General features: G+C 55.6%; 17 protein-coding genes and 1 other RNA gene. 9 read left to right on the forward strand and 9 right to left on the reverse strand.

The annotated features are described in order from the left end of the window. The first annotated feature begins 58 nt into the window (after nucleotides 1-58). A complete protein-coding gene (locus tag ACXADJ_RS10035; RefSeq protein ID WP_475065315.1) occupies nucleotides 59-1,390 on the forward strand; it encodes an RsmB/NOP family class I SAM-dependent RNA methyltransferase in 1,332 nt (443 codons plus the stop codon). Between the two features lie 92 nt (nucleotides 1,391-1,482). Further along, on the forward strand, nucleotides 1,483-2,805 hold the full coding sequence (locus ACXADJ_RS10040; RefSeq protein ID WP_475065318.1) for a hypothetical protein: 1,323 nt from the start codon (nucleotides 1,483-1,485) through the stop codon (nucleotides 2,803-2,805). A 221-nt stretch (nucleotides 2,806-3,026) separates the two neighbouring features. Here ACXADJ_RS10040 and ACXADJ_RS10045 read toward each other — a convergent pair whose 3' ends face one another. After that, on the reverse strand, nucleotides 3,027-4,190 hold the full coding sequence (locus ACXADJ_RS10045) for a type III PLP-dependent enzyme (RefSeq protein WP_028294740.1): 1,164 nt from the start codon (nucleotides 4,188-4,190) through the stop codon (nucleotides 3,027-3,029). A 301-nt stretch (nucleotides 4,191-4,491) separates the two neighbouring features. On the opposite strand from ACXADJ_RS10045, the gene ACXADJ_RS10050 reads away from it, so the two are divergent. Beyond that, entirely contained in the window at nucleotides 4,492-5,820 is a 1,329-nt protein-coding gene (locus tag ACXADJ_RS10050) for an acetyl-CoA hydrolase/transferase family protein (RefSeq protein WP_475065322.1), read from the forward strand. 161 nt (nucleotides 5,821-5,981) lie between these two features. On the opposite strand, the gene ACXADJ_RS10055 is transcribed toward ACXADJ_RS10050, so the two are convergent. Next, complete coding sequence (locus tag ACXADJ_RS10055) at nucleotides 5,982-7,247, reverse strand: gallate dioxygenase (RefSeq protein ID WP_475065326.1); 1,266 nt, start codon at nucleotides 7,245-7,247, stop codon at nucleotides 5,982-5,984. A gap of 210 nt (nucleotides 7,248-7,457) precedes the next feature. Between ACXADJ_RS10055 and ACXADJ_RS10060 the strand changes: the two genes are divergently transcribed. Together ACXADJ_RS10060 and ACXADJ_RS10065 are read left to right on the forward strand one after the other, a co-directional pair. After that, nucleotides 7,458-8,387: a LysR family transcriptional regulator gene (locus ACXADJ_RS10060; RefSeq protein ID WP_475065329.1), complete on the forward strand. Its 930-nt coding sequence runs from the start codon at nucleotides 7,458-7,460 to the stop codon at nucleotides 8,385-8,387. 214 nt (nucleotides 8,388-8,601) lie between these two features. Beyond that, nucleotides 8,602-10,446: an ABC transporter ATP-binding protein gene (locus tag ACXADJ_RS10065; protein WP_475065331.1), complete on the forward strand. Its 1,845-nt coding sequence runs from the start codon at nucleotides 8,602-8,604 to the stop codon at nucleotides 10,444-10,446. Between the two features lie 26 nt (nucleotides 10,447-10,472). Here the strand turns inward: ACXADJ_RS10065 and ACXADJ_RS10070 are convergent, their stop codons facing one another. From ACXADJ_RS10070 to hemH, 3 genes are all read right to left on the reverse strand, one after another. Next, on the reverse strand, nucleotides 10,473-11,297 hold the full coding sequence (locus ACXADJ_RS10070; RefSeq protein WP_475065334.1) for a crotonase/enoyl-CoA hydratase family protein: 825 nt from the start codon (nucleotides 11,295-11,297) through the stop codon (nucleotides 10,473-10,475). Between the two features lie 138 nt (nucleotides 11,298-11,435). Then, nucleotides 11,436-11,711 carry an RNA recognition motif domain-containing protein gene (locus ACXADJ_RS10075; protein WP_028294734.1) on the reverse strand — a complete coding sequence of 92 codons (276 nt, stop codon included), beginning with the start codon at nucleotides 11,709-11,711 and terminating at the stop codon, nucleotides 11,436-11,438. A 170-nt stretch (nucleotides 11,712-11,881) separates the two neighbouring features. Further along, nucleotides 11,882-12,877 (reverse strand): ferrochelatase, encoded by a 996-nt coding sequence (gene hemH, locus ACXADJ_RS10080; RefSeq protein WP_475065339.1) that lies wholly within the window; start codon nucleotides 12,875-12,877, stop codon nucleotides 11,882-11,884. 260 nt (nucleotides 12,878-13,137) lie between these two features. Between hemH and ACXADJ_RS10085 the strand changes: the two genes are divergently transcribed. Continuing rightward, complete coding sequence (locus ACXADJ_RS10085; RefSeq protein WP_475065342.1) at nucleotides 13,138-13,908, forward strand: proteasome-type protease; 771 nt, start codon at nucleotides 13,138-13,140, stop codon at nucleotides 13,906-13,908. 116 nt (nucleotides 13,909-14,024) lie between these two features. Here ACXADJ_RS10085 and ACXADJ_RS10090 read toward each other — a convergent pair whose 3' ends face one another. From ACXADJ_RS10090 to rsmI, 3 genes are all read right to left on the reverse strand, one after another. Further along, complete coding sequence (locus ACXADJ_RS10090) at nucleotides 14,025-15,053, reverse strand: ABC transporter substrate-binding protein (RefSeq protein WP_475065346.1); 1,029 nt, start codon at nucleotides 15,051-15,053, stop codon at nucleotides 14,025-14,027. Between the two features lie 537 nt (nucleotides 15,054-15,590). Then, an RNA gene (gene rnpB / locus ACXADJ_RS10095) (RNase P RNA component class A) lies at nucleotides 15,591-15,941 on the reverse strand. Nucleotides 15,942-15,990: 49 nt separating this feature from the next. Continuing rightward, nucleotides 15,991-16,851, reverse strand: coding sequence for a 16S rRNA (cytidine(1402)-2'-O)-methyltransferase (rsmI, locus tag ACXADJ_RS10100; protein ID WP_475065348.1), 861 nt, complete (start codon nucleotides 16,849-16,851; stop codon nucleotides 15,991-15,993). On the opposite strand from rsmI, the gene ACXADJ_RS10105 reads away from it, so the two are divergent. The 3 genes from ACXADJ_RS10105 to ACXADJ_RS10115 all read left to right on the forward strand — a co-directional run bounded on the left by ACXADJ_RS10105 (nucleotide 16,850) and on the right by ACXADJ_RS10115 (nucleotide 19,753). Beyond that, entirely contained in the window at nucleotides 16,850-18,679 is a 1,830-nt protein-coding gene (locus ACXADJ_RS10105; protein WP_475065350.1) for a penicillin-binding protein activator, read from the forward strand. The genes rsmI and ACXADJ_RS10105 overlap by 2 nt on opposite strands. After that, nucleotides 18,676-19,068, forward strand: coding sequence for a YraN family protein (locus ACXADJ_RS10110; protein ID WP_475065354.1), 393 nt, complete (start codon nucleotides 18,676-18,678; stop codon nucleotides 19,066-19,068). The genes ACXADJ_RS10105 and ACXADJ_RS10110 overlap by 4 nt, the downstream gene beginning before the upstream one ends. Before the next feature lie 100 nt (nucleotides 19,069-19,168). Next, the gene (locus ACXADJ_RS10115; RefSeq protein WP_028294730.1) at nucleotides 19,169-19,753 is read left to right on the forward strand and encodes a phosphoheptose isomerase; all 585 of its coding nucleotides are present in this window, start codon (nucleotides 19,169-19,171) and stop codon (nucleotides 19,751-19,753) included. 99 nt (nucleotides 19,754-19,852) lie between these two features. Here the strand turns inward: ACXADJ_RS10115 and ACXADJ_RS10120 are convergent, their stop codons facing one another. Further along, nucleotides 19,853-20,611, reverse strand: a complete 759-nt coding sequence (locus ACXADJ_RS10120) for a HesA/MoeB/ThiF family protein (protein WP_475065359.1) — start codon at nucleotides 20,609-20,611, stop codon at nucleotides 19,853-19,855. Between the last annotated feature and the right edge of the window lie 28 nt (nucleotides 20,612-20,639).

The following is a 20,639-nucleotide window of genomic DNA, read 5'->3' on the forward strand; positions in this document are numbered from 1 at the left end:
TGGTAGTCAACGCGCCCTGCTTTTACACTGGCGCCAATTATTGAAAAGCGCGAAAAACATGACCCAACAAGCCCTGATTTCCTATTCCGACCTCATTGATATCTGGCAAGACTGGCAGGATGCGCCAGCCCATGCCGTGCTGGACCGCTGGCTGAAGCAGCGCGCCAAAGCCACCAAACGTTTTCAGGGCAAATACCGGATGCTGCTCGACAACGCCATGCAAGACGCCGTGCGTTACATGCAGCTGGCGGATGCACTGGAGCAGAGCTTTCAGGACCCGGACTTCGACAACTGGCTCGACTGGGACCAGCACTGGTCACCTGGCGAACGTCGTCTGGCTACCCCGCAACACTTCTGGTTCTGGATTCAACAACGCAGCCACGCGGACTGGCACGCGCCATCCATTTCCCAGCAGAAAGCCCGTCGCGAGCACTTTGCCGAATTCAAGAAGCAGGTAGAGTCCAGTGACAGCAACGCCCTGTTGATGCTGTGGCACGGTATTCGACCAACCCTCGAAACCCCATTGTGGGCACGTGCGGACAGCTCGGACTGGTCCGATGCGACCTTGCGTCATTGGGTTGAACAGCAAAGCCAGCGCCCACCGCTGTGGTTGCGCACCAAAGGCAGTCGCTCGCTGGAAACCCTGCATCAGGAGCTGTCCGATGCGGGCGTGCGTAGCCGCCTGCTGCCAGTACACGAAGATCAGGACACCCCGGAACACCTGCTGGCCGCCCTTGGTGGTGCCGACGTGATGCTGACAGACGCCTGGAAAAACGGTGAACTGGAAGTTCAGGATGCTGCCAGCCAAATGATCTGTCGTCTGGTCGACGCCCAGCCGGGCCACAAAATCTGGGACGCCTGTGCCGGAGCTGGAGGTAAAACCCTGACCCTGGCCGCCACACTGGGCAAGAAAGGCTCAGTGACCGCCACCGACCTGCACAAATTCAAGCTGGACGAACTCAAACGCCGCGCCAAACGCGGTGGTCAATTGAATATCCGTAGCTTTGAATGGAACGGCGAAGCGCCACTGCGACTGCCAAAAGAGATTGCCCAGCAGCAAGGCTTTGACCGCATTCTGGTGGATGCACCATGCACCAACGCCGGTACCTGGCGTCGTAACCCGGATGCACGCTGGAAGCTGACGCCGGAAAACACCCGCGAGCTGGCCACATTGCAGCTGAAACTGCTGACCCTCAGCAGCAAAGCCCTGCGTAAAACCGGCAAACTGATTTACGCCACCTGCAGCTGGCAGGTGGAAGAGAACGAAGGCGTGGTCGAAGCCTTCCTGGATCAGAACCCGCAGTTTGAACTGGTCAGCCAGGGCATTCAGGGCGCACCATCCCTCGACAGCGACACCATGTTCTGCGCGGTATTGCGCCTCAAGGACTGATAGCTCCGCAGCGTCTTCACCCATTTGGGTGAAGACTTGCCGTTTTTCCTGGCTGACACTTTCAGGCTTTCAGTGTCAGCCAAGGAAGACTTATGTCCGTTCAATCCCTGCTCCGTTTGGCCGCGGTGGCGCTTTGCTGCCAATCCGCACTTGCAGCTGCTTCCTCCTATCTCAATCCTGACGCCAAATACGCCGAGCGCAGCTGCCCATTGGAGCAGTATGAACAATACCCCACCAGCTTCGATGCCGATTGTCGCTGTGGCCACAACAGCAGCAAAAGCACCGGTCTGGAAGAGTGTATGCGCCCGACCGAAGTCGCCCTAAATCGCGGCAGCAACGTCGCCGATGGCCCTTCCTTTGCGACCTATCATAACGCGCACATCAGTGGTGGTTTCATAGACTACGACAACAACCAGCTGATTGCCTCGGTGTACTGGGACAACAGTGAGGAAGGCAAAGGCCTGGTGGTTGCTTATGATATGGACACCTGGAAACGCCGTTTTATCAGCGGCATGGCCCAGGATGACTACGGCCCGATGGAAATTGCCAGCGGCCCACAGTTTCCACTGCTGAAAGACATTCAACCCGGCCCGGATGGCAACTGGTATGCCTTCGGTTACGTCTATCGCAAAAACACCAAAGACAGCTACGGCAATGGCCCGGTGATTTACAAGGTTGAGCCGAAGACCGGCAACCGCTCAGTCGTCTGGGAAGCCCGCAATGGCGAATACGGCCAGTGCCCGTCCGGCCGCAAAAGCATCAAACGCGAATCGCAAAAGTACGTGCAGTACACCCAGGAAGTCTTCGCTGTTGACCCAAGGGATGGCTCCTTCATCCTCAGCTTTAACAATAACAAGATGGGCGGCACCGGTTTTGCCCGCGTCAGTGCCGATGGCGGCAAGTGCGATTTCATCACCCTCAGCGGCCAACGCGATGATGGCCTGAAAGTCGGTCGCGGCTTTGATATGCGTGGACCGATGCTGGGTGCCTATCTGCACGACGGCAAGCTCTACACCCACTCCACCGGCGAAAAGACCATGTTCGAAATTGATCCTGCCACCGGTAACCGCAAGGCATTGATCAAACGCGGCCCGAAACCGGAAGCCTGGCGACATATTCAGTGGGATGACAAACGTGGTGTATTCTGGATTTCCGGCAAAATGAACTCAGCCATGGTCACCGCCTGGAAGCCCGGTGACAAAAAGATCCTTATCACAGACAAAAGCTGTAGCGGCCGCGATTCCTGGGCTGACTGGTTCCACCTGTGCAAGGAAGGCCCTCTGGCAACCCTGACACTGAACTATGGCCCGATGTGGCTCAACAAAAACACCGGCACACTGCTGTTTGGCTACGATTCCATTGGCATTGTGGAGTATGAACCAGAAACCGGTAATTCCATCAACCGCAGCTTCTGATAGCGGCAAGACCAGAAACAACAAAGCCACCCTTGCGGTGGCTTTTTTTGTACTGCAGGAACACAGGCAGGAACCGGTTTGCCCGGTAGCGGAATGTGTTGCGATGCGGTTGAAGGCATCGACGGGGAATTCTTGTAAAACGGGCGACGGCTTGTGGGCGCGTCGCCAAAAGCTCAACTCAGGGTTGGCCACGCTCTATGGAGCGTGGCCCGGAGCGAACGTCAGATACAAAAACTCTTCAGCGGAGGGAATCCGTTGAATTCCACCGCGCTGTAGGTGGTGGTATAGGCACCGGTTGAGAACCAGTACATACGGTCACCCATGGCCAGATTCAGTGGCAGCTCGTACTTGTAGTTTTCGTACAAGATATCGGCACTGTCACAGGTCGGGCCTGCAATCACACACTCTTCACCTTCACCGCTCTTTTCAACGTAAAGCGGGTATTTGATGGCTTCGTCCATGGTTTCGATAAAGCCACCGAATTTACCAATATCGGTGTACACCCAGCGGTGCAGACCAAAACGGGTCTTGCGGCTGATCAGAACCACTTCGCTCACCAGAACACCGGCATTGGCTGCCAGTGAACGGCCCGGCTCCAGAATCACTTCCGGGAAATCGTCACCAAAGTCTTCACGCAGGTAACGGGTAATTTCCTCAGCGTAGGTTTCCAGATCGTTGGTACGGCTGATGTAACTGGCCGGAAAACCACCGCCCATGTTGATCATCTTCAGCTCGATGCCATCTTCTTCCTGCAAACGCTCGAAAATCCACTTCACCTTGGCAATGGCGGAGTCCCAGGTACCAATTTCACGTTGCTGTGAGCCCACGTGGAATGAGATACCGTAAGGCACCAGACCCAGATCACGGGCCAGGATGCACAGATCCAGCGCCATGTCGGTCTGACAACCAAACTTGCGAGACAGCGGCCAGTCAGCGGTTTGTGCGCCTTCGGTCAGAATGCGAACAAATACACGGGCACCCGGTGCTGCGCGAGCAATATTGCGCAGGTCAGCTTCACTGTCGGTAGCGAACAGGTTGACACCTTTCTCGTAGAAGTAACGGATGTCCGATGCCTTCTTGATGGTGTTACCAAAGCTCACGCGGTCGCCGGACACACCCAGCGCCAATACCTTGTCCAGCTCATAGCGGGACGCTACATCAAAGTTACAGCCACGGTCTTTCAGAATATTCAGCAATTCCGGAGCCGGGTTCGCCTTCACCGCATAAAAGGTTTTGGCGTAAGGGAAACAATTCATCAGTGCGTCCAGCTGCCGCGCAAACAGCTGCTTGTCGACGATCAGGCATGGGGTTTCCTGCTGATCGGCAAATTTCTTGATGCGCGCAAAGGTGTCAGCGTCGTAGTAGTCTTCTGGCTGAGTGAGCATGTGGCTCGCTATCTCCTCGGATTGGGTTAAACAGCGTCGTGCTGTTCGGGAGGCGCAAATTTAGTGATTTTTGCGGCAGAGAAAAGCGATCTTTTTTTGTCTTTACGATCACAAAATTTCGTCGTCGATCAGTCACAGAATTGATCGAACTGGCATGTTTCTGATCGCCGCCAGTCCCTCTGCAAAGATGACAAACCCATCACAATCTTGATCCATGTTGTGACCGTCGGGTCAGTTTCCATCTACCTGTAGCCTTTGCGGTGCTATAACACTGTTCATCATTTAATCAGGGGACGATGCCATGAGTCGCAACAGCCAATGGAATGACCTGTACCAGCAGAAAACACTGACGCCCGCACAGGCCATGGAACACCTGAGTGATTGCAACAACCTGATTCTGAGCATGGGGGTGTCGCAGCCAGCGGGATTGATTCAGGCACTGGCAACGGGTTGGCAAAACGACATGCTGCCGGCCTTGAACGTCTACTACATGCACGGCTCCAAAGCCTTGCAGGAACATCTGCTGGTGCCGGACATGCGCGGCAAATTCACCCCGCGCTGCCTGTTTTTGAGCAATAACGATCGTAAGGCCGTGAAAGCCAATGCCGCGGCCCCATGGATTGAATTTGTCCCGTCGGCGTTTCATCAGGTTGGCCGCATGCTGACGGAAAACATCGAGCCGGACTGCTTTATGGTGACGGTCTCACCCATGGACAAGCACGGCTACTTCAGCCTCGGCACCAACGCCGACTACGGCGCTACGGTAATACGCAAGGCCCGCAAGGTGATTGTTGAAGTGAACACTCACATGCCGCGTACCTTCGGTGAATGCTCGGTTCATATTTCAGAAATTGAAGGCCTGATAGAACACGACGAGCCGCTGGCAGAAATCCCCGACGCTGAAGGGTCTGACATCGACTGGGCCATTGCCCGTCAGGTTGCCGAATTCATCAACGATGGCGATACCCTGCAAATGGGTGTTGGTGGCGTGCCCAATGCGGTGTTGAACCTGCTGGAAAACCACCAGAATCTGGGCCTGCATTCGGAGCTATTCTCCCCTGCCATGGCCCGCCTGATCGAAAAAGGCGTACTGAACGGCCGTCTGAAACAGCTGATGCAACACAAGCATGTGTTTACGCTGGCGCTGGGCGATCGCTGGATGTACGACTTTATGGACGATAACCCGTCGATCGTTGGCTACCCGGCCTCGTGGGTCAACAACCCCAGTGTGATCAAGCAGAACCCCAATATGGTGTCGGTTAACTCCGCCATCGAAGTGGATATCACCGGCCAGATCAACGCCGAGCAGATTCTTGGTACGCCGTTCTCCGGCACCGGTGGCCAGCTCGACTTTGTGCGTGGTGCCTACGGTTCCCGCGGCGGCCGCTCCTTTATTGCCCTGCACTCCACCGCCAAGGGCGATAGCGTCAGCCGTATTGTGCCGAAGCTGACTGGTGGTGCGGTTACCGATACCCGCATGGATGCCCATTACATCGTTACCGAATACGGCACCGCCTGCCTCAAAGGCTTGTCGTTACCGCAACGAGTAAAGGCGCTGATCGGACTGGCTCATCCGCAGTTTCGTGACACACTGGAGCAGCAAGCCCGTGAACTGGGGTATTTGTATTGAAACGGAAGGAAATCAGCAGGCATAAAAAACCGGGGGCCAAAAGGCCCCCGGCAAAGTCGGTTGTCCGCTGATGGAAACAGACAACCAGAGATGAAACCCGATCAGGTTTCAGTGGCAGTGCCCAATAAATCCGCAGAACTCATTGGGCGCTCCCTTCGGTATCAGCCCGCAGAAGGCTTATGAGATACCGAATACTTGATAGACACATTGCGGGTAGCCTGGAATTCTTCCAGCGACAAACCACGGAATGCGGCATAAATTTCAGGATTCGACACGCCAAGTACGGCGGCCATTTTTTCAACCGAGAAAAAGATCACGCCGTAGCGAATCAGTTCAATCCATTGTCGCTCTCGCAGCATGGCTTTCTCGTCATCGGACAGTGCGAACAGCTCGTACAACGGCTCAGGATCATTCACAAAGGCGTCACGGTGGGCCGGAATGATCAACCGATGCAGGAAGTCGTTCAAGCGCCAGGCCCGATGGCTAACCTCGTAACTGAACGGATACGTGCCTTCCAGCGCTTCGACACCGGCCAACTCGGCAACGGCTTTGGCGCGAATAGCATCCAGCTCGGCGGCGGCTGGCTGATCACCGAGGTCTTCCAGCACCAGAGTCGCAATGTTGGTCATCGATGGCAAATAGGTGGCCCGATGAATCTGCTTCACCTGCTCCGACAGCGCACCACGCATGATCAACCACATGATCACTTCAGCTCCTTCCCAGCCACCACGCTTGGCGTATTCAGCAATGGTCAGGTCGGTCAGCTGCTCTGGTGCGGTCTCCAACAGGTCAAGAAATTCATTGTCCCATGTTTCATTGGTAAAGCCACAACGTTCACCATGAACCTGGTGAGATAAACCGCCGGTTGCCACCACCGCTACCCGCAAATCTTCCGGATAACTCTGAATCGCCTTGCGCAACGCCTTACCAAACTTGTAGCAGCGCGAGGCACTTGGCACTGGCCACTGCAACACACCCACCTGCAAAGGCACGATCGAGCCCTTCCAGCCGTCTTCATCCAGCGCAATCATCGACAGCGGCGAAAAACAGCCATGATCGATGCCTTTCTTCTGGAAAAACGACATATCGAACTCTTCCGATACCATCACCTGTCCTATATGACGCGCGAGACCGGCATGACCCGGAATTGGCGGAATAGGAATCGCACCGCCCCCCTCGTCAGCAGGCTGGTATTCGTCATCAACCCCCATGGCAAACATGGAATAGTGATCAAAGAAGAAGGACGTAATGTGATCGTTGTAGATCATGAAAATGGCGTCTACTTCCTTTTCCACCAGCCATTGCTTCACTTCCGCGAAGTTCTCAAAAATTGGTGCCCAGGCCGGATCATTGGCCTTGTTGTTCAATTTTCCCGAAACAATGGTAGGCGAATGGGACAAACCCAAACCACCGACGATAGTTGCCATGGTGTGCTCCTGTGTTGTTTGTGGGGTTGTTGTTGTTCGTAGCGGCCCGGAAAAAGCCCCGTGGCCTTCAACACACTGTCGAGCGCATCCTAGGCGCAGCCATCGTTTCCAACAACACCACAAAAGAAACATATCGTTTGAGAATGGAAACCACGAATCTGACAGAATGCACACTGAATTTGGAAACGGTAGAAATAGTGAGACGAAACCATGCCCAATCCTATGCCCTGGAACCTGGACGACCTGCCAGTATTTGTTGCTGTGGCCGAGCATCAGGGAATGTCGCCTGCCGCAGACTATCTGGGGATTGCCAAATCCTCGGTCAGTAAAGCCATTGCCCGGCTTGAAAAGGGCACCGGCGTGCGCCTGTTTGAACGCAACAGCCGCCAGTTTCGGATCACCCATGAAGGTCAGGCGTTCTATGAACACGCCATTGCCGTGCTGGAGCGGGCTCGGGAAACCGAAGCCGCCATGTCGGCCCTCAGCGGCACCCCATCCGGTAAACTGGTGGTATCGATGCCCATGTCGTTTGGCCGGGAGATTTTCTCGCCGCATCTGGCGGAGTTTCGCCAGCGTTTTCCGGGGCTGGAGCTGGAGCTGTTTATCACCAGCCAGGACGTCGATGTGATTCGTGATGCCATTGATATCGCGGTGGTTGTGGGGGCGCCCAAAGACTCAGAATTGATCCTCAAAAACCTCTACACCAGCCAGTTGTTATGCGTCGCTTCGCCAGCGTATTTGCGCAAGGCCGGGCTTAATTCACCGGCGCAAATCCCGGAACATATTCAGGTGGTGGAAAAGCGCTATTCGCAAATGGCGTTGCCGTGGCGTTATCAGGGCCAGAGCGGTCGGATAAAAGCCCCCGGTGGTGCCGTTAAAATCAACGACCCATGCAGCGTGCGGGACGCAATTATTTCCGGCTGCGGCATTGGCTTTGTGCCCGAACAGTATTGCCAGAAACAGCTGGAAAGCGGCGAATTGGTGGCGGCCCTGAAAGGGTTGGAATTCCACCGGGATATTGCGGTTATTTCTGCGGTATACGCCAGCCGACGCACCACCGAGCACCGAACTGCACTGTTCCTCGATTATCTGGCCGAGATATGCCGCAAAATTCCCAAGCCCGACCCATACTTGTTGTGATCGATTCCACTTGGGCCCCTGGCGACGAATATCTGTTGACTGGCCGGTTTTCTGAATAACCAAACCGGCCTGATTACAGAGCCAAACTCATAACGCCTATCAGAAAAACCCGCGCGAACAGGTCGATCCACTTGTGGCACTTATCACATTCACCAGACTGGTTTAAGGTGCCATTCCATTTACAAAGCGGACGATTCACCCTCGCCGGATTCCCATGCTGAAATTCTTTGAACGCATCGTCGATCCGTTCCCACCGGAACACCCAACCCAGCCTCCCAAGGGCCTGTTTGCCTTTTGTCGCCACTACAGCAAGGGCATAGAAGCACCACTGCTGAGCATGTCATTGCTCACCGCGCTGGCCGCCATACTGGAAGTGTCACTGTTCGGCTTTATGGGCGATCTGGTGGACTGGCTGTCGAACAGCAACCGCGACACCTTCCTGAGCGATGAATCCACCGGCCTGATTACCATGACGCTGGTGGTGCTGGTGGCCATGCCGCTGGTGAGCTTTCTGCACGCTGCCGTGGTTCACCAGACCCTGCTGGGCAACTACCCGATGAAAATTCGCTGGTTGGCCCACCGCTATTTACTGGGTCAGAGCATCAGTTTCTATCAGGACGAATTTGCCGGTCGTATTGCCACCAAGGTGATGCAAACCGCGCTTGCCGTGCGTGAAACCGTGATGAAGCTGCTCGATGTAGCGGTTTATATTCTGGTGTACTTCAGCGCCATGCTGGTGGCCGTGGCATTGGCCGACTGGCGTTTGATGCTGCCTCTGCTGGGTTGGCTGGTGGCTTACATCGGCATTCAGATTTACTTTGTGCCACGCATGAAGCAAGTGGCTACCGATCAGGCTGACGCCCGTTCGAAAATGACCGGACGAGTGGTCGACAGCTACACCAACATCCAAACCATCAAGCTGTTTTCCCACAGCCAGCGGGAAACCCGTTACGCCCGTGATTCGATGGACGAATTTATGGTTACCGTGCACCGGCAGATGCGGCTGGCGACCTGGCTCAACGTATCGGTACAAAGCATCAACTACTTGCTGGCGTTTGCCGTCGCGGCGCTATCGATTGCCCTGTGGCTCGACGACGCCATTTCGGTCGGTGCCATCGCCATTGCCGTCAGTCTGGCACTGCGTATTAACGGCATGTCACAGTGGATCATGTGGGAAATTGGCGCCCTGTTTGAAAATCTGGGTACCGTCACCGACGGCATGAACACCCTGTCACAACCGGTCAGTATTGAAGACAAACCCAATGCCAAACCGCTGGAAGTCAGCCACGGGGAGATTCATCTGGATCATGTCGACTTCCACTATCAGGGCATTGATTCCGATACCCACAGACAGGTATTCGACCAGCTGGATATTCACATCAAAGCCGGTGAAAAGGTCGGTTTGGTGGGCCGTTCCGGGGCGGGTAAGTCCACACTGGTGAACCTGCTGCTGCGTTTCTACGACATCGACAGCGGTGAAATTCGCATTGATGGCCAGAACATCAAGGACGTCAGTCAGGAAAGCCTGCGTGAAAAAATCGGCATGATCACCCAGGACACCTCGCTGCTGCACCGCAGTGTGCGTGACAACATCCTTTACGGCCGCCCGGATGCGACCGAAGAAGACCTGATTGAAGCCGCCCGCAAAGCTGAAGCACTGGATTTTATTGCGGGTCTGCACGACCCGGAAGGCAACCGCGGTTTTGACGCTCAAGTCGGAGAGCGCGGTGTGAAACTGTCCGGAGGCCAGCGCCAGCGCATTGCCATTGCCCGGGTACTCTTGAAAGACGCGCCGATCCTGATCATGGACGAAGCCACCTCAGCACTGGACTCCGAAGTGGAAGCCGCGATTCAGGAAAGCCTGTATCGCCTGATGGAAAACAAAACGGTGATCGCCATTGCCCACCGGTTATCGACCATCGCCGCCATGGACCGACTGATCGTCATGGATCAGGGCCGTATCGTTGAACAAGGCAGCCACCAGCAGTTACTCGACAAGGGTGGCATCTACGCCCAGCTGTGGGCTCACCAAACCGGTGGATTTATTGGCGAAGGCTGATTCATTCAGTACCACCCCGCACTCAATCATCCACGCGGTCTGAACGACCGCTTTTGATCTTCGGATTTAGCCATGCCATTGCGCATGGCGATCTGCTGATTCTTCCGGCCCAGCAGGCCGTATTGAATCCAGCGCTCCCACGCCAGTGCCGAGCGCTCTCCTTTCTTCCAGCCCTTGTTAAACAGCTTTTTGGTCGCGCACACGGCATCCGGTGACTGTCCGGCAATCTGTTGCGCCAACTGCTCGGCGCTGGCCAGCGGATCATCCTGAACACCCGTTAGCAGGCCATATTCCAGTGCTTCTTCAGCACCGAATTCTCGGCCGGTCATGGTCAGTTCCTTGGCAATGTCCTGACGGGTCAGATTGGTAAGACTGGTCAGAATACTCATGTCGGGGATTAGCCCCCACTTCATTTCCATGATCGACAAGCGAGTGTTCGGGTGAGCAAAGCGGAAGTCGGCCGCCAGCGCAATTTGCAAGCCGCCGCCAAAGCAGCAACCGTGCAGCACACTGATCACAGGCACTGGCAAGTCACGCCACACCATGGCAATGCGCTGGGCCAGATTGGTTTTGCTCCAGGGCCACTTCAGCAACAGCTTCGGAATCATCATGCGGTTTTGGCTAACCGCCTTGAAATCCAGACCCGCACAAAACGAATCGCCATGAGCCGCCAGAATCACCACCCGCACCTGACGGTTACGCGCAAGACCCTTGGCACAGGCCACCAGCTCATCGAACATGGCCAAATCCAGGCCGTTCATTTTGTCCGGGCGATTAAGAAAGACACGGGCGATGTGACCGTCGATCTGACAAATCACCCGAGGTGCTGATTCAGTGGCTGGCTTGTTCATGCAAGGTTTCCGGCGAAAGTACAGGATCATGGTTCCACAGCTTATTCGCTGCCACCATCACCTCAGCGTACAGTCAGACGTCCGGAAAGCACAGGGGAAGTGCCCGCTACCACAGAATCGCGATAGCGGGATGAAGCATTAACGAGGGGCGCGAGGGGTACGAGGACGTTCTTCACGAGGGCGAGCTTCGTTGATGCGCAAGGCACGACCGTTCAGCTCGGTGTTGTTAAGGGCTTCAATCGCCTGTGTCGCAGCGGCGTTATCCGCCATTTCAACAAAGCCGAAGCCTTTGGAGCGATTGGTTTCACGATCCATCACCACGGTGGCACGTTCAACGTTACCAAATTCGGAAAACAGAGTGGTCAGGTCTTCTTGGGTTGCAGAATAAGGCAGGTTGCCAACGTAAATATTCATACCGGTATCCAACAGTGATTTGCTCGATCAACCACCACAAACCATTCAAATCACAACATCGCCTGCGGTGGCGTCCGACCTTCCTGGCCGGACAACGAAGGGCAGGTTATGGAGCGGCTTTTGCAATGTCCAAAGAAGTTTTTGTGACACAAGGGTCCCTAAACCACGGCCTATTCCCAGCCCGCGGTATTGCTGGCCACCAGCTGCGCCAGCAGCTCAATGTGGTCCTGGCGGTCATTCAGGCACGGGATGTAGTGGTAATCAGAACCACCCGCTTCCAGGTAGGTTTCACGGTTCTCGACCGCCAGTTCTTCAAGAGTTTCCAGGCAGTCGGCTGCAAACGCCGGGCTGATGATGTCAACCCTGCCCGCTTTCTTCTCTCCCCACTCCTCCAGAGTGTAATCGGTGTAGGGCTTAACCCACTCCTCCCGGCCAAAGCGTGACTGGAACGAGCAAATCCACTGGGAATCCGCCAGTCCCAGCTCGGAGGCCAGTAACCGTGCCGTTTGCTTGCACTGCTGCGGGTATGGATCGCCGTTATCGGCATAGCGCTGTGGAATGCCATGGAACGACATCATCAAACGGTCGCCCTGGCCGTGCTGCTCCCAGTACTCACGCACAGAATCCGCCAGCGCCTTGATGTACAAAGGATGGGCGTGGTACTCGTTCACCCAGCGGGTTTCCGGTAAATGAGGACAGCGACTGAGCGCCTTGGCCAGGCGGTCGTACACAGCGCCGGTGGTCGACGCGGAAAACTGCGGATACAGCGGCAACACCAGGATGTTTTCGACACCGGCCTTACGAAGCGCCATACCGGCTTGTTCCATCGACGGCTCACCGTAGGTCATGGCCAGCTCCACCGGAATGTCTTTACCAGTGTGCTGCTTCAAGGCTGCTTGCAACGCACGTTGCTGGGCTTTGGAGTAATGCATCAGCGGCGAACCGTCTTCGCGCCAGATCGACGCATAGGCCTTGGCCACCCGACCCGGACGAAAGCGCAGGATGATGCCGTTCAGAATCAGCCACCACAGCGGCCGCGGTGCATCCACCACGCGTCGGTCCCACAGGAATTCTGCCAGATATTCCCGCACAGCCGCCGGGGTCGGTTCTTTTGGGGTACCCAGATTCACCAGCAATACGCCGTAAGGAGCTGAATCGCTCGCCATGAAGTCGCCTCTCTCTGTCTGACTGTGCCAACAGCCTTTCATGCTGTTTGTATAAGTTTTGCGTAAGTTTATACAAACCTGCGCCAAGGGTCATGGTAGTTCGATTAAAAGATGGCTTCGCGCAATAAAATTCATTGGCCTGATCAAGCCACTAATATGCTTATTGACCCGGCCACAATGCAGCCTAGAATGGCGCTGCTGAAGCCGCGCATTGTGATGGCCGAAGCCCAATTTCCGGTACGATTTTTTGAGAGTCTCTTATGACCTACTGTGTTGCCATCAAGGTTGAACAAGGACTGGTGTTGACCTCCGACTCCCGCACCAATGCAGGCATCGACCACATCGCCAGTTTCCGTAAGCTGACGGTTCTGGAAGTACCCGGAGAACGGGTTATTTTCATTCAGAGCGCAGGTAATCTGGCCACCACCCAGAGCGTGATCACGATGTTGCAAACCGCTATTCGCAACGCTGAGCGTCACTGCCTCAACGTGCCCACTATGTTTGATGTGGCAGAGCTGGTCGGCAAAACCATGCGCGAGGTAATCAAACGCGATCAGGGCCAGAATCAGGGGGTCGATTTCAGTTGCAGCATGCTGGTCAGTGGTCAGATCAAGGGCGAGAGCCACCGTCTGTTCCACATTTACCCGCAAGGCAACTTTATTGAGGCCGGCGAAGACACCCCGTATTTCCAGATTGGCGAAAGCAAGTACGGCAAGCCAATCATCGACCGCATCGTGAATAACAGCACGCCGCTGGACCGCGCCATGTTGTGCAGCCTGATTTCCATGGACTCGACCTTGCGCAGTAACCTGTCCGTCGGCATGCCACTGGATCTGATTTGCTATCACAAGGATCAGTTAAAAGACACGCAAATCATTCGGGTAGAGGAAAATGACGAAATGTTCCGCCAGGTTCGACTGGCCTGGTCTGAAGGGATACGGGATCTGTTTAACGGCCTGCCTTCCCTCACCGAGGACCTCTGTCGCGCCCCGGATAACGCAGCAAACACCGATGCTGGCAACGCTAAATAACGCGGTGGTTTGATTTCTCCGAGCGCGCTCTTGAGAGCACCCGGTAATCCAGTAAGTCGCTAAAAAGAGAGCCCATAAAAAAACCCGCCAGCTGGCGGGTTTTTTATGATTCAGGCTTAAAGCGTTTCAAAGTCCCAGTCGGCATCTTCCAATGGCGCACCTTGCTTGATCAGGCCCATGGCCTTGAACGACCGTTGGGCTTTTTCGCTCAACAGCGGCAGGCGGTGCTCAAAGGTTTCAGAGCCCAGGAATTCTCGGTTGCCTTCACGATCGACAAATTCCGCATCCAGATAGAGGTTCTCTACACCGGTCTGGTCGGTGCCGTCACCCAGCAGGATGTCCCCTGCTGCCGCCAGCATCGCCATGCTCTCCTTGCTGTCCGGGCCAAGGTTTTCCATCAGCTCGTGCAAGTGTTGCTCGGCAGCCATCAGGCCACGAACGAAGTTACGCACTTCGCCACGGTGGCTGTTGAAATAATCAGAACGTACAACGTACACGTCGGCAATCACCCGACGGGCAAACATGGTTGAAATGATCATCCTGGCGCCTTTCACCGATCCGTTATCACCGCTACCGGTACGACGACCAGAGGTCAGTTCGTAGGCATCCGGAATAATGGTAAAGGCCGCATCTACGTCACCGTCGCGAAAGGCTTCCGGTGGCGAGTTCGGGCTCATGGTCAGGTCGGACACCCAACGCAGCTTGACGTCTGACGGTACCATGTCAGCGCGATCCAGCAGGTTGGCAAGAAAATCGACGTGCGGGCCGTAAGCCTGAATGGCAATGGTTTTGCCCTTCAACTCACGAAAACGCATCACATTTGTGGCCACTACCGAGTCACCGCCACGGGACCAGGTCAATTGATAAATAACCACCGGTTTGGTTCTGGGGTCCTTGTCCAGCAAGTCAATCGCTTGATTGCACATGCCGATAGTACAACGCAGATAAGGCGACTTACCCGAGATGTACTCTTCCAACTGCTTGTCGAAGCTGTCCTGCAACACCAACTCATAATTCAGTCCTTGATCGGCCAGCAAGCTGCCCGGCTGAGTGGATGTCGACATACCATTGGCAAGAATGGTGGTCATGTCTCCGCCCCAGGTAATCAGAGGTACACGCACTTTGCCATCGGCTTGTTCTTTCACATTGCCAACGGGGGTGGTGATTTTCTCTGCGAGGGGAACGGGATCAATATATTCAGCGGCCTGGGCAAAAGCACCACAACTTAACGCTAAAACAGCTACTACAGCGCGGAACACCTAGGACTCCTTAATATTTTTCCAATGTATCATCACTTGATTCAGAGCGTCAGACGATGACGCAAAGAGTCAAGCAAGGGAGCTCTGCAATCAACAGGCCAATTACAAAGCGGTCAATTCATGGGCGCCAAGCGGTTGCTGTCGCACAAACCGTAAAATATCGCACCATGACGAGGCGATTAACGCACAACAACAGTGCAAAAATCAACCGACCGGTGGTTTCCCACACAAGGTCAAGGGTTTTAAGAAAAACCACTTAACAATCTGCCAATGGCAGAACATTCAACCAAAAATGACAAATCAAGCAACAATGGAAAAGCACCGAAAAGCGCCATATTTTTCGTACAGTGGCTGAAAGAAAACCAATAACGCGGGAAGTCAGAGGTATATAGAGAAGAAAAGAGAAGAGAAGAAAAAAGAAAAGATCTGAGTCGACCGATAAGCCGGGTTCTGTCGTGGACAGTCATTCGTCTAGGCCTGCAATCGCTCACAGGCTCAAGCGACCTACCCGCTCCCGGTATGGGCCATACCTTAAGGGAGCCTATTTGGTCTTGCTTCGGGTGGAGTTTACCGTGCCACGAACTGTTGCCAGACGCGCGGTGCGCTCTTACCGCACCCTTTCACCCTTACCTGTGCCCGAAGGCCATCGGCGGTATACTCTCTGCTGCACTGGTCGTAGGCTCACGCCCCCCAGGTGTTACCTGGCACCCTGCCCTATGAAGCCCGGACTTTCCTCCCCCTGCCGAAGCAGGCGACGACTGTCTGGTCGACTCAGGCGGCGAACTCTATCACAAAGCGGCCACCGTTCAAGCACAGCGTCAGGTTATACCGGGTCTTTCCAGTCCAACGCCTGTTGATACAACTCTTTTTTGCTTTGGCCCGTCAGTTCAGACAGCACTGCTGCCGCTTTTTTCGGCGGCAACTCTTTCAACAGCAGTTTGAACAGGCGTTCGAAATCGACTTCCGATGCGGTCACCGGTGCCGGGTTACCAGCCACCATCACCACGAACTCACCTTTCTGATCATCAGCGTTGGCTGACACCTGTTCGATCACCCTGTTAACCGAGCCACGATAAAAGCTCTCGAAGGTTTTGGTCAGCTCTCGCGCCACTACCATTGGCCGCTCCGTACCAAACACCTCGGCCATGTCGGCAAGGCTGTCGAGAATGCGGTGTTTGGACTCATAAAACACCAGCGTGGCAGTTTCCTGCGCGACGGCTTGCATCCGCTCCAGTCGACCAGAACGCTTGTGCGGCAGGAACCCTTCGAACAGGAATCGGTCGGTGGGTAAGCCCGCGGCGCTCAGAGCCGTAATGATGGCCGAAACACCCGGTACCGGCGTAACCTTGTGGCCAGCTTCGGTCAGTGCTTGCACCAGCGGGTAGCCCGGATCGGAAATCAACGGCGTGCCAGCATCCGACACCAAAGCGACGTTACGGCCCTGCGACAACTGCTCGCTGATCTGTTCGATCCGGTCCCGTTCGTTGTGATCGTGTACCGAAATCAATGGCTTACGCAGTCCCAGGTGCTGGAGTAATTTCTGGGTATGTCTGGTATCCTCGCACGCAATCAAATCAACGGACTCCAGAACCTTACGCGCTCGTTCGGTCAAATCGCTGAGGTTACCTATCGGAGTGGCCACCACGAAAAGCGTGGCTGAAACAGAATCGGGATGAGAGCTCATGCTGGGAAAAGCACCTGGGATTTTCAAATGGGTTGTACTGGCAACGGCTGTAACCAGCCTTGGCCTTGCTGGTTGTTCCAGCAATGCACCGGTTGCCACATCAACAACAGCAACCAGCCAATCTGTCAGCCCTGCCGTTGAAACCGATTTCCGGCAAACGCGGCAGGCACTGGAAAGCGGCGAGTTTGTCAACGCCCGCGCCTATTTGCAACAACTGGACTTCCGTCAGCTGTCTACCAGCCAACAAATCGAGTGGCTGCTGCTTGCCACCGAAACCGAGCGCCGCAGCGGCCAGCTGGACAATGCCGACGCCTTGCTGCAACAACTGCAAGGCTACCGCGATCAAGCCAGTGACGATCAGGATACCCGCATCAGCCTGGCACAGGCTCAGCTGTATCAACTGCAAGGCAACTATTTTGCCGCAGCTCGTATCCGGGTTTTCATTGCCCCTGTGCTGCCGCCGCGCTATCAAATGGATAACCACGAAGCTATCTGGGAAAACCTGACCCAGATGCCGTACGAAGACATCGACAACCTGATGTCAGCCAACGCTGGAACCGACCTCGGTACCTGGCTGCAACTGGCTGAGCTGGCGCGTCGTCCCGACTTGACACTGGAAGACCAGATCACTGCCCTGAAACAGTGGCAGCAAGACAACGCCCTGCACCCGGCGGCGCAGAACCTGCCCGGCAACCTTGCTTATCTGAATAAACTGGCTGCCCAGCGTCCACAGCGAGTGGCGGTCTTGCTGCCGCTGTCTGGCCCGCTGGCCAAATCCGGCGAAGCCATTCGTGATGGTTTGATGGCCGGTTACTACGATGCCCTCAAGCGTAATCAGCCAACGCCCGATCTGGTGGTCATTGATAGCCAACAGGATGCCAGCATCGACGACTTGTATGCCCAGGCCTTACTGGCGGGCGCGCAATGGGTCATTGGTCCTGTTAGCAAGCAGGAAGTACAAGCTCTGGAACAGCGTGCCGTGCTGTCACTGCCAACTCTGGCGCTGAACTACGGCGACCTGGTGCCAACGGATCGTCCAGCTGAAGCAGTTGGCCTCGACCAGCCACAACCACCGGCCAACCTGTTTCAGTTTGGTCTGGCACCGGAAGACGAAGCCATTCAGATTGCCGACCGCGCCTGGCAAGACGGCCATCGTCGTGCGCTGGTGATGGTACCAGCGGGCAGCTGGGGCGAACGTATTTTTGAAGCCTTCCGCGATCATTGGGAAGCATTGGGTGGCGAAATCAGCGAAACCCGCTTCTACAAGAACGAGAACGACTACAACCCGGCCATCAGCCGGCTGATGAATGTTGATGAAAGCAACCAGCGCTACAAAACCATGCGCCAGCTGCTGCGCCAACGTACTGAATTTGAACCACGTCGTCGCCAGGACGCCGACTGGCTGTTTCTGGTGGCCCAGCCGCAACAGGCTCGTCTGATTAAACCAGCCATGGCGTTCAACTTTGCCGGCAGCTTGCCAGTCTACGCCACGTCCCATGTTTACAGCGGCCAGACCGACAAACGCCACGACGTTGACCTTAACGGCATCAGCTTCTGTGACCTGCCCTGGGTGCTGGAAAAAGGCGCCTTGTATCAGCAGGTTGAGCAAAACGCCGAACGTGGCCAGGGCCCTTACGTGCGCTTGTACGCACTGGGTCTGGACGCCTACCGCCTGCTGCCACGATTGCCGCAATTGCAGGCATTCCCGCAACATCAGGTAGGCGGCATGACAGGCCAGCTGACGCTGGATGGCTTCCGTCGGGTACACCGCCAAACCGAGTGCGCCCGTTTCCGCGGTGGCCAACCGCAACTGCTGGGCCAGCAGTGACCACTGGCGCTCCGTCTGCAACCAGCTCGTCCAGCCGCTCATCAACACGAGCGCTGGGCCAGCGTGCTGAACAGCTAGCAGCACAGTACCTGCAACAGCAAGGCGTTGAGATTCTCGAGCGCAACTACCACACCCGTCTGGGCGAGCTGGACATCATAGGCTGGGACCCGGCGGCCCAATCACTGGTGTTCGTCGAGGTTCGCTATCGCAAGCGTCAGGATTTCGGCTCCGCCGCCGACAGTGTTGATGCCCGCAAACAACAAAAGCTGCGCCTGGCCGCTGAACACTGGCTGCAATCCCGCCAGCGGCAGAACGACAACTGCCGTTTTGATGTCATAGCCTGCTCAGGCCCTGCATTTGCGTTGCAATGGCTGCAAAATGCCTTTTAAGACACGGATGACACGCATTTCAAATTGGAACGGCCACACGGATGCTTTAACATGCCCCGGATGAATTTCGGGCAAGCCAGATTTTTCGGAGAACGCTCTCGTGCAAGACCGCATCATCAGCCACTTCGGCAACAGTATTGAAACCAAAGCCCTGGCTGCGGAACAGCTGCCACCTTTTATCGAACGCGCCGGTCAGGCGATGGTGAATTGCATCCTCGGCGGTGGCAAGATTCTGTCCTGTGGCAATGGTGGCTCTGCCGGTGATGCCCAGCACTTTTCATCCGAACTGCTGAACCGCTTTGAGCGTGAACGCCCGGGCCTGCCTGCGTTCGCCTTGACCACCGACCCATCGACCATGACGTCGATTGCCAACGACTACAGCTACAACGACGTATTTTCCAAGCAGATCCGTGCGCTGGGTAATAAAGGCGACGTACTGCTGGCGATTTCCACCAGTGGTAATTCCGCCAACGTTGTGCAGGCGATTCAGGCCGCTCACGAGCGTGAAATGACCGTTGTTGCCTTGTCTGGTAAAGACGGCGGCAACATGGCGTCGCTGCTGACCACCGATGACGTGGAAATTCGTGTGCCATCCAACGTGACAGCGCGTATTCAGGAAGTGCACTTGCTGGCCATTCACTGCCTCTGCGACTACATCGACTGCTCGTTATTTGGCGAAGAATAAACGCTCAGCCCAACCGGGCACAGCGCGTTAAACAGCAAAAAGCCGATCATCAGGATCGGCTTTTTGGTTTAAGAAGACGGTCAACTAATCCTTAAAGAATCAGCCCCCACAGCTGCTGCAACTGCCATTACGAGCCAGCTTCCAATCCTGCCAACGATGACGCTTGGCATCGAACGAAATCAACCGCCCGACCAGACTGTCCTCGCGGCCAATGCCTGCCAGCCATTTAAGCGCTTCCAGCGCCTGCATTGACCCCATAGTGCCGACCAAAGGTGCAATCACGCCGCTTTCTGCACAGGTCATTTCAGTGTCGTTCAGGGCTGGATACAAGCAACGATAACAAGGGGAGGCTTCAGAGCCGGGATCAAACACCGTCAACTGACCCGCCATGCCAATAGCAGCGGCCGACACCCACGGCGTGCGCGTGGCCAAACAGGCATCGTTAATTTGATAGCGAATGCTGGCGCGGTCGGTACAGTCCATCAACAGATCAATGTCCGCCAGCTGCGCTGTCAGCCAATCGGTTGAGGCTGCCAGGGCGTGAGTGATGACCTCAACATGAGGATTAACCTGCGCTATCGCACGCATGGCAGAAGCAACTTTGGTGTCGCCCAAATCGGCATCGGTGTGAGCGATCTGACGTTGCAGGTTCGACAGCTCAACAATGTCCGGGTCCACCAGGGTCAACTGACCGACACCAGCGGCTGCCAGATACAGCGCCACCGGGCAGCCCAACCCCCCCAGGCCCACAATCAGAACCCGCGCTTGTTTGAGCGCCATCTGGCCATCGACATCCAGCTCTGGCAGCAGCAACTGGCGGCTGTAGCGCATCAGTTCGTCGTCAGTCATGGGGATCATCAGTCGCTCCTGCGAGGAAATTGAGGTT

It is taken from the genome of Oceanobacter sp. ABM4_470 (assembly GCF_056158645.1).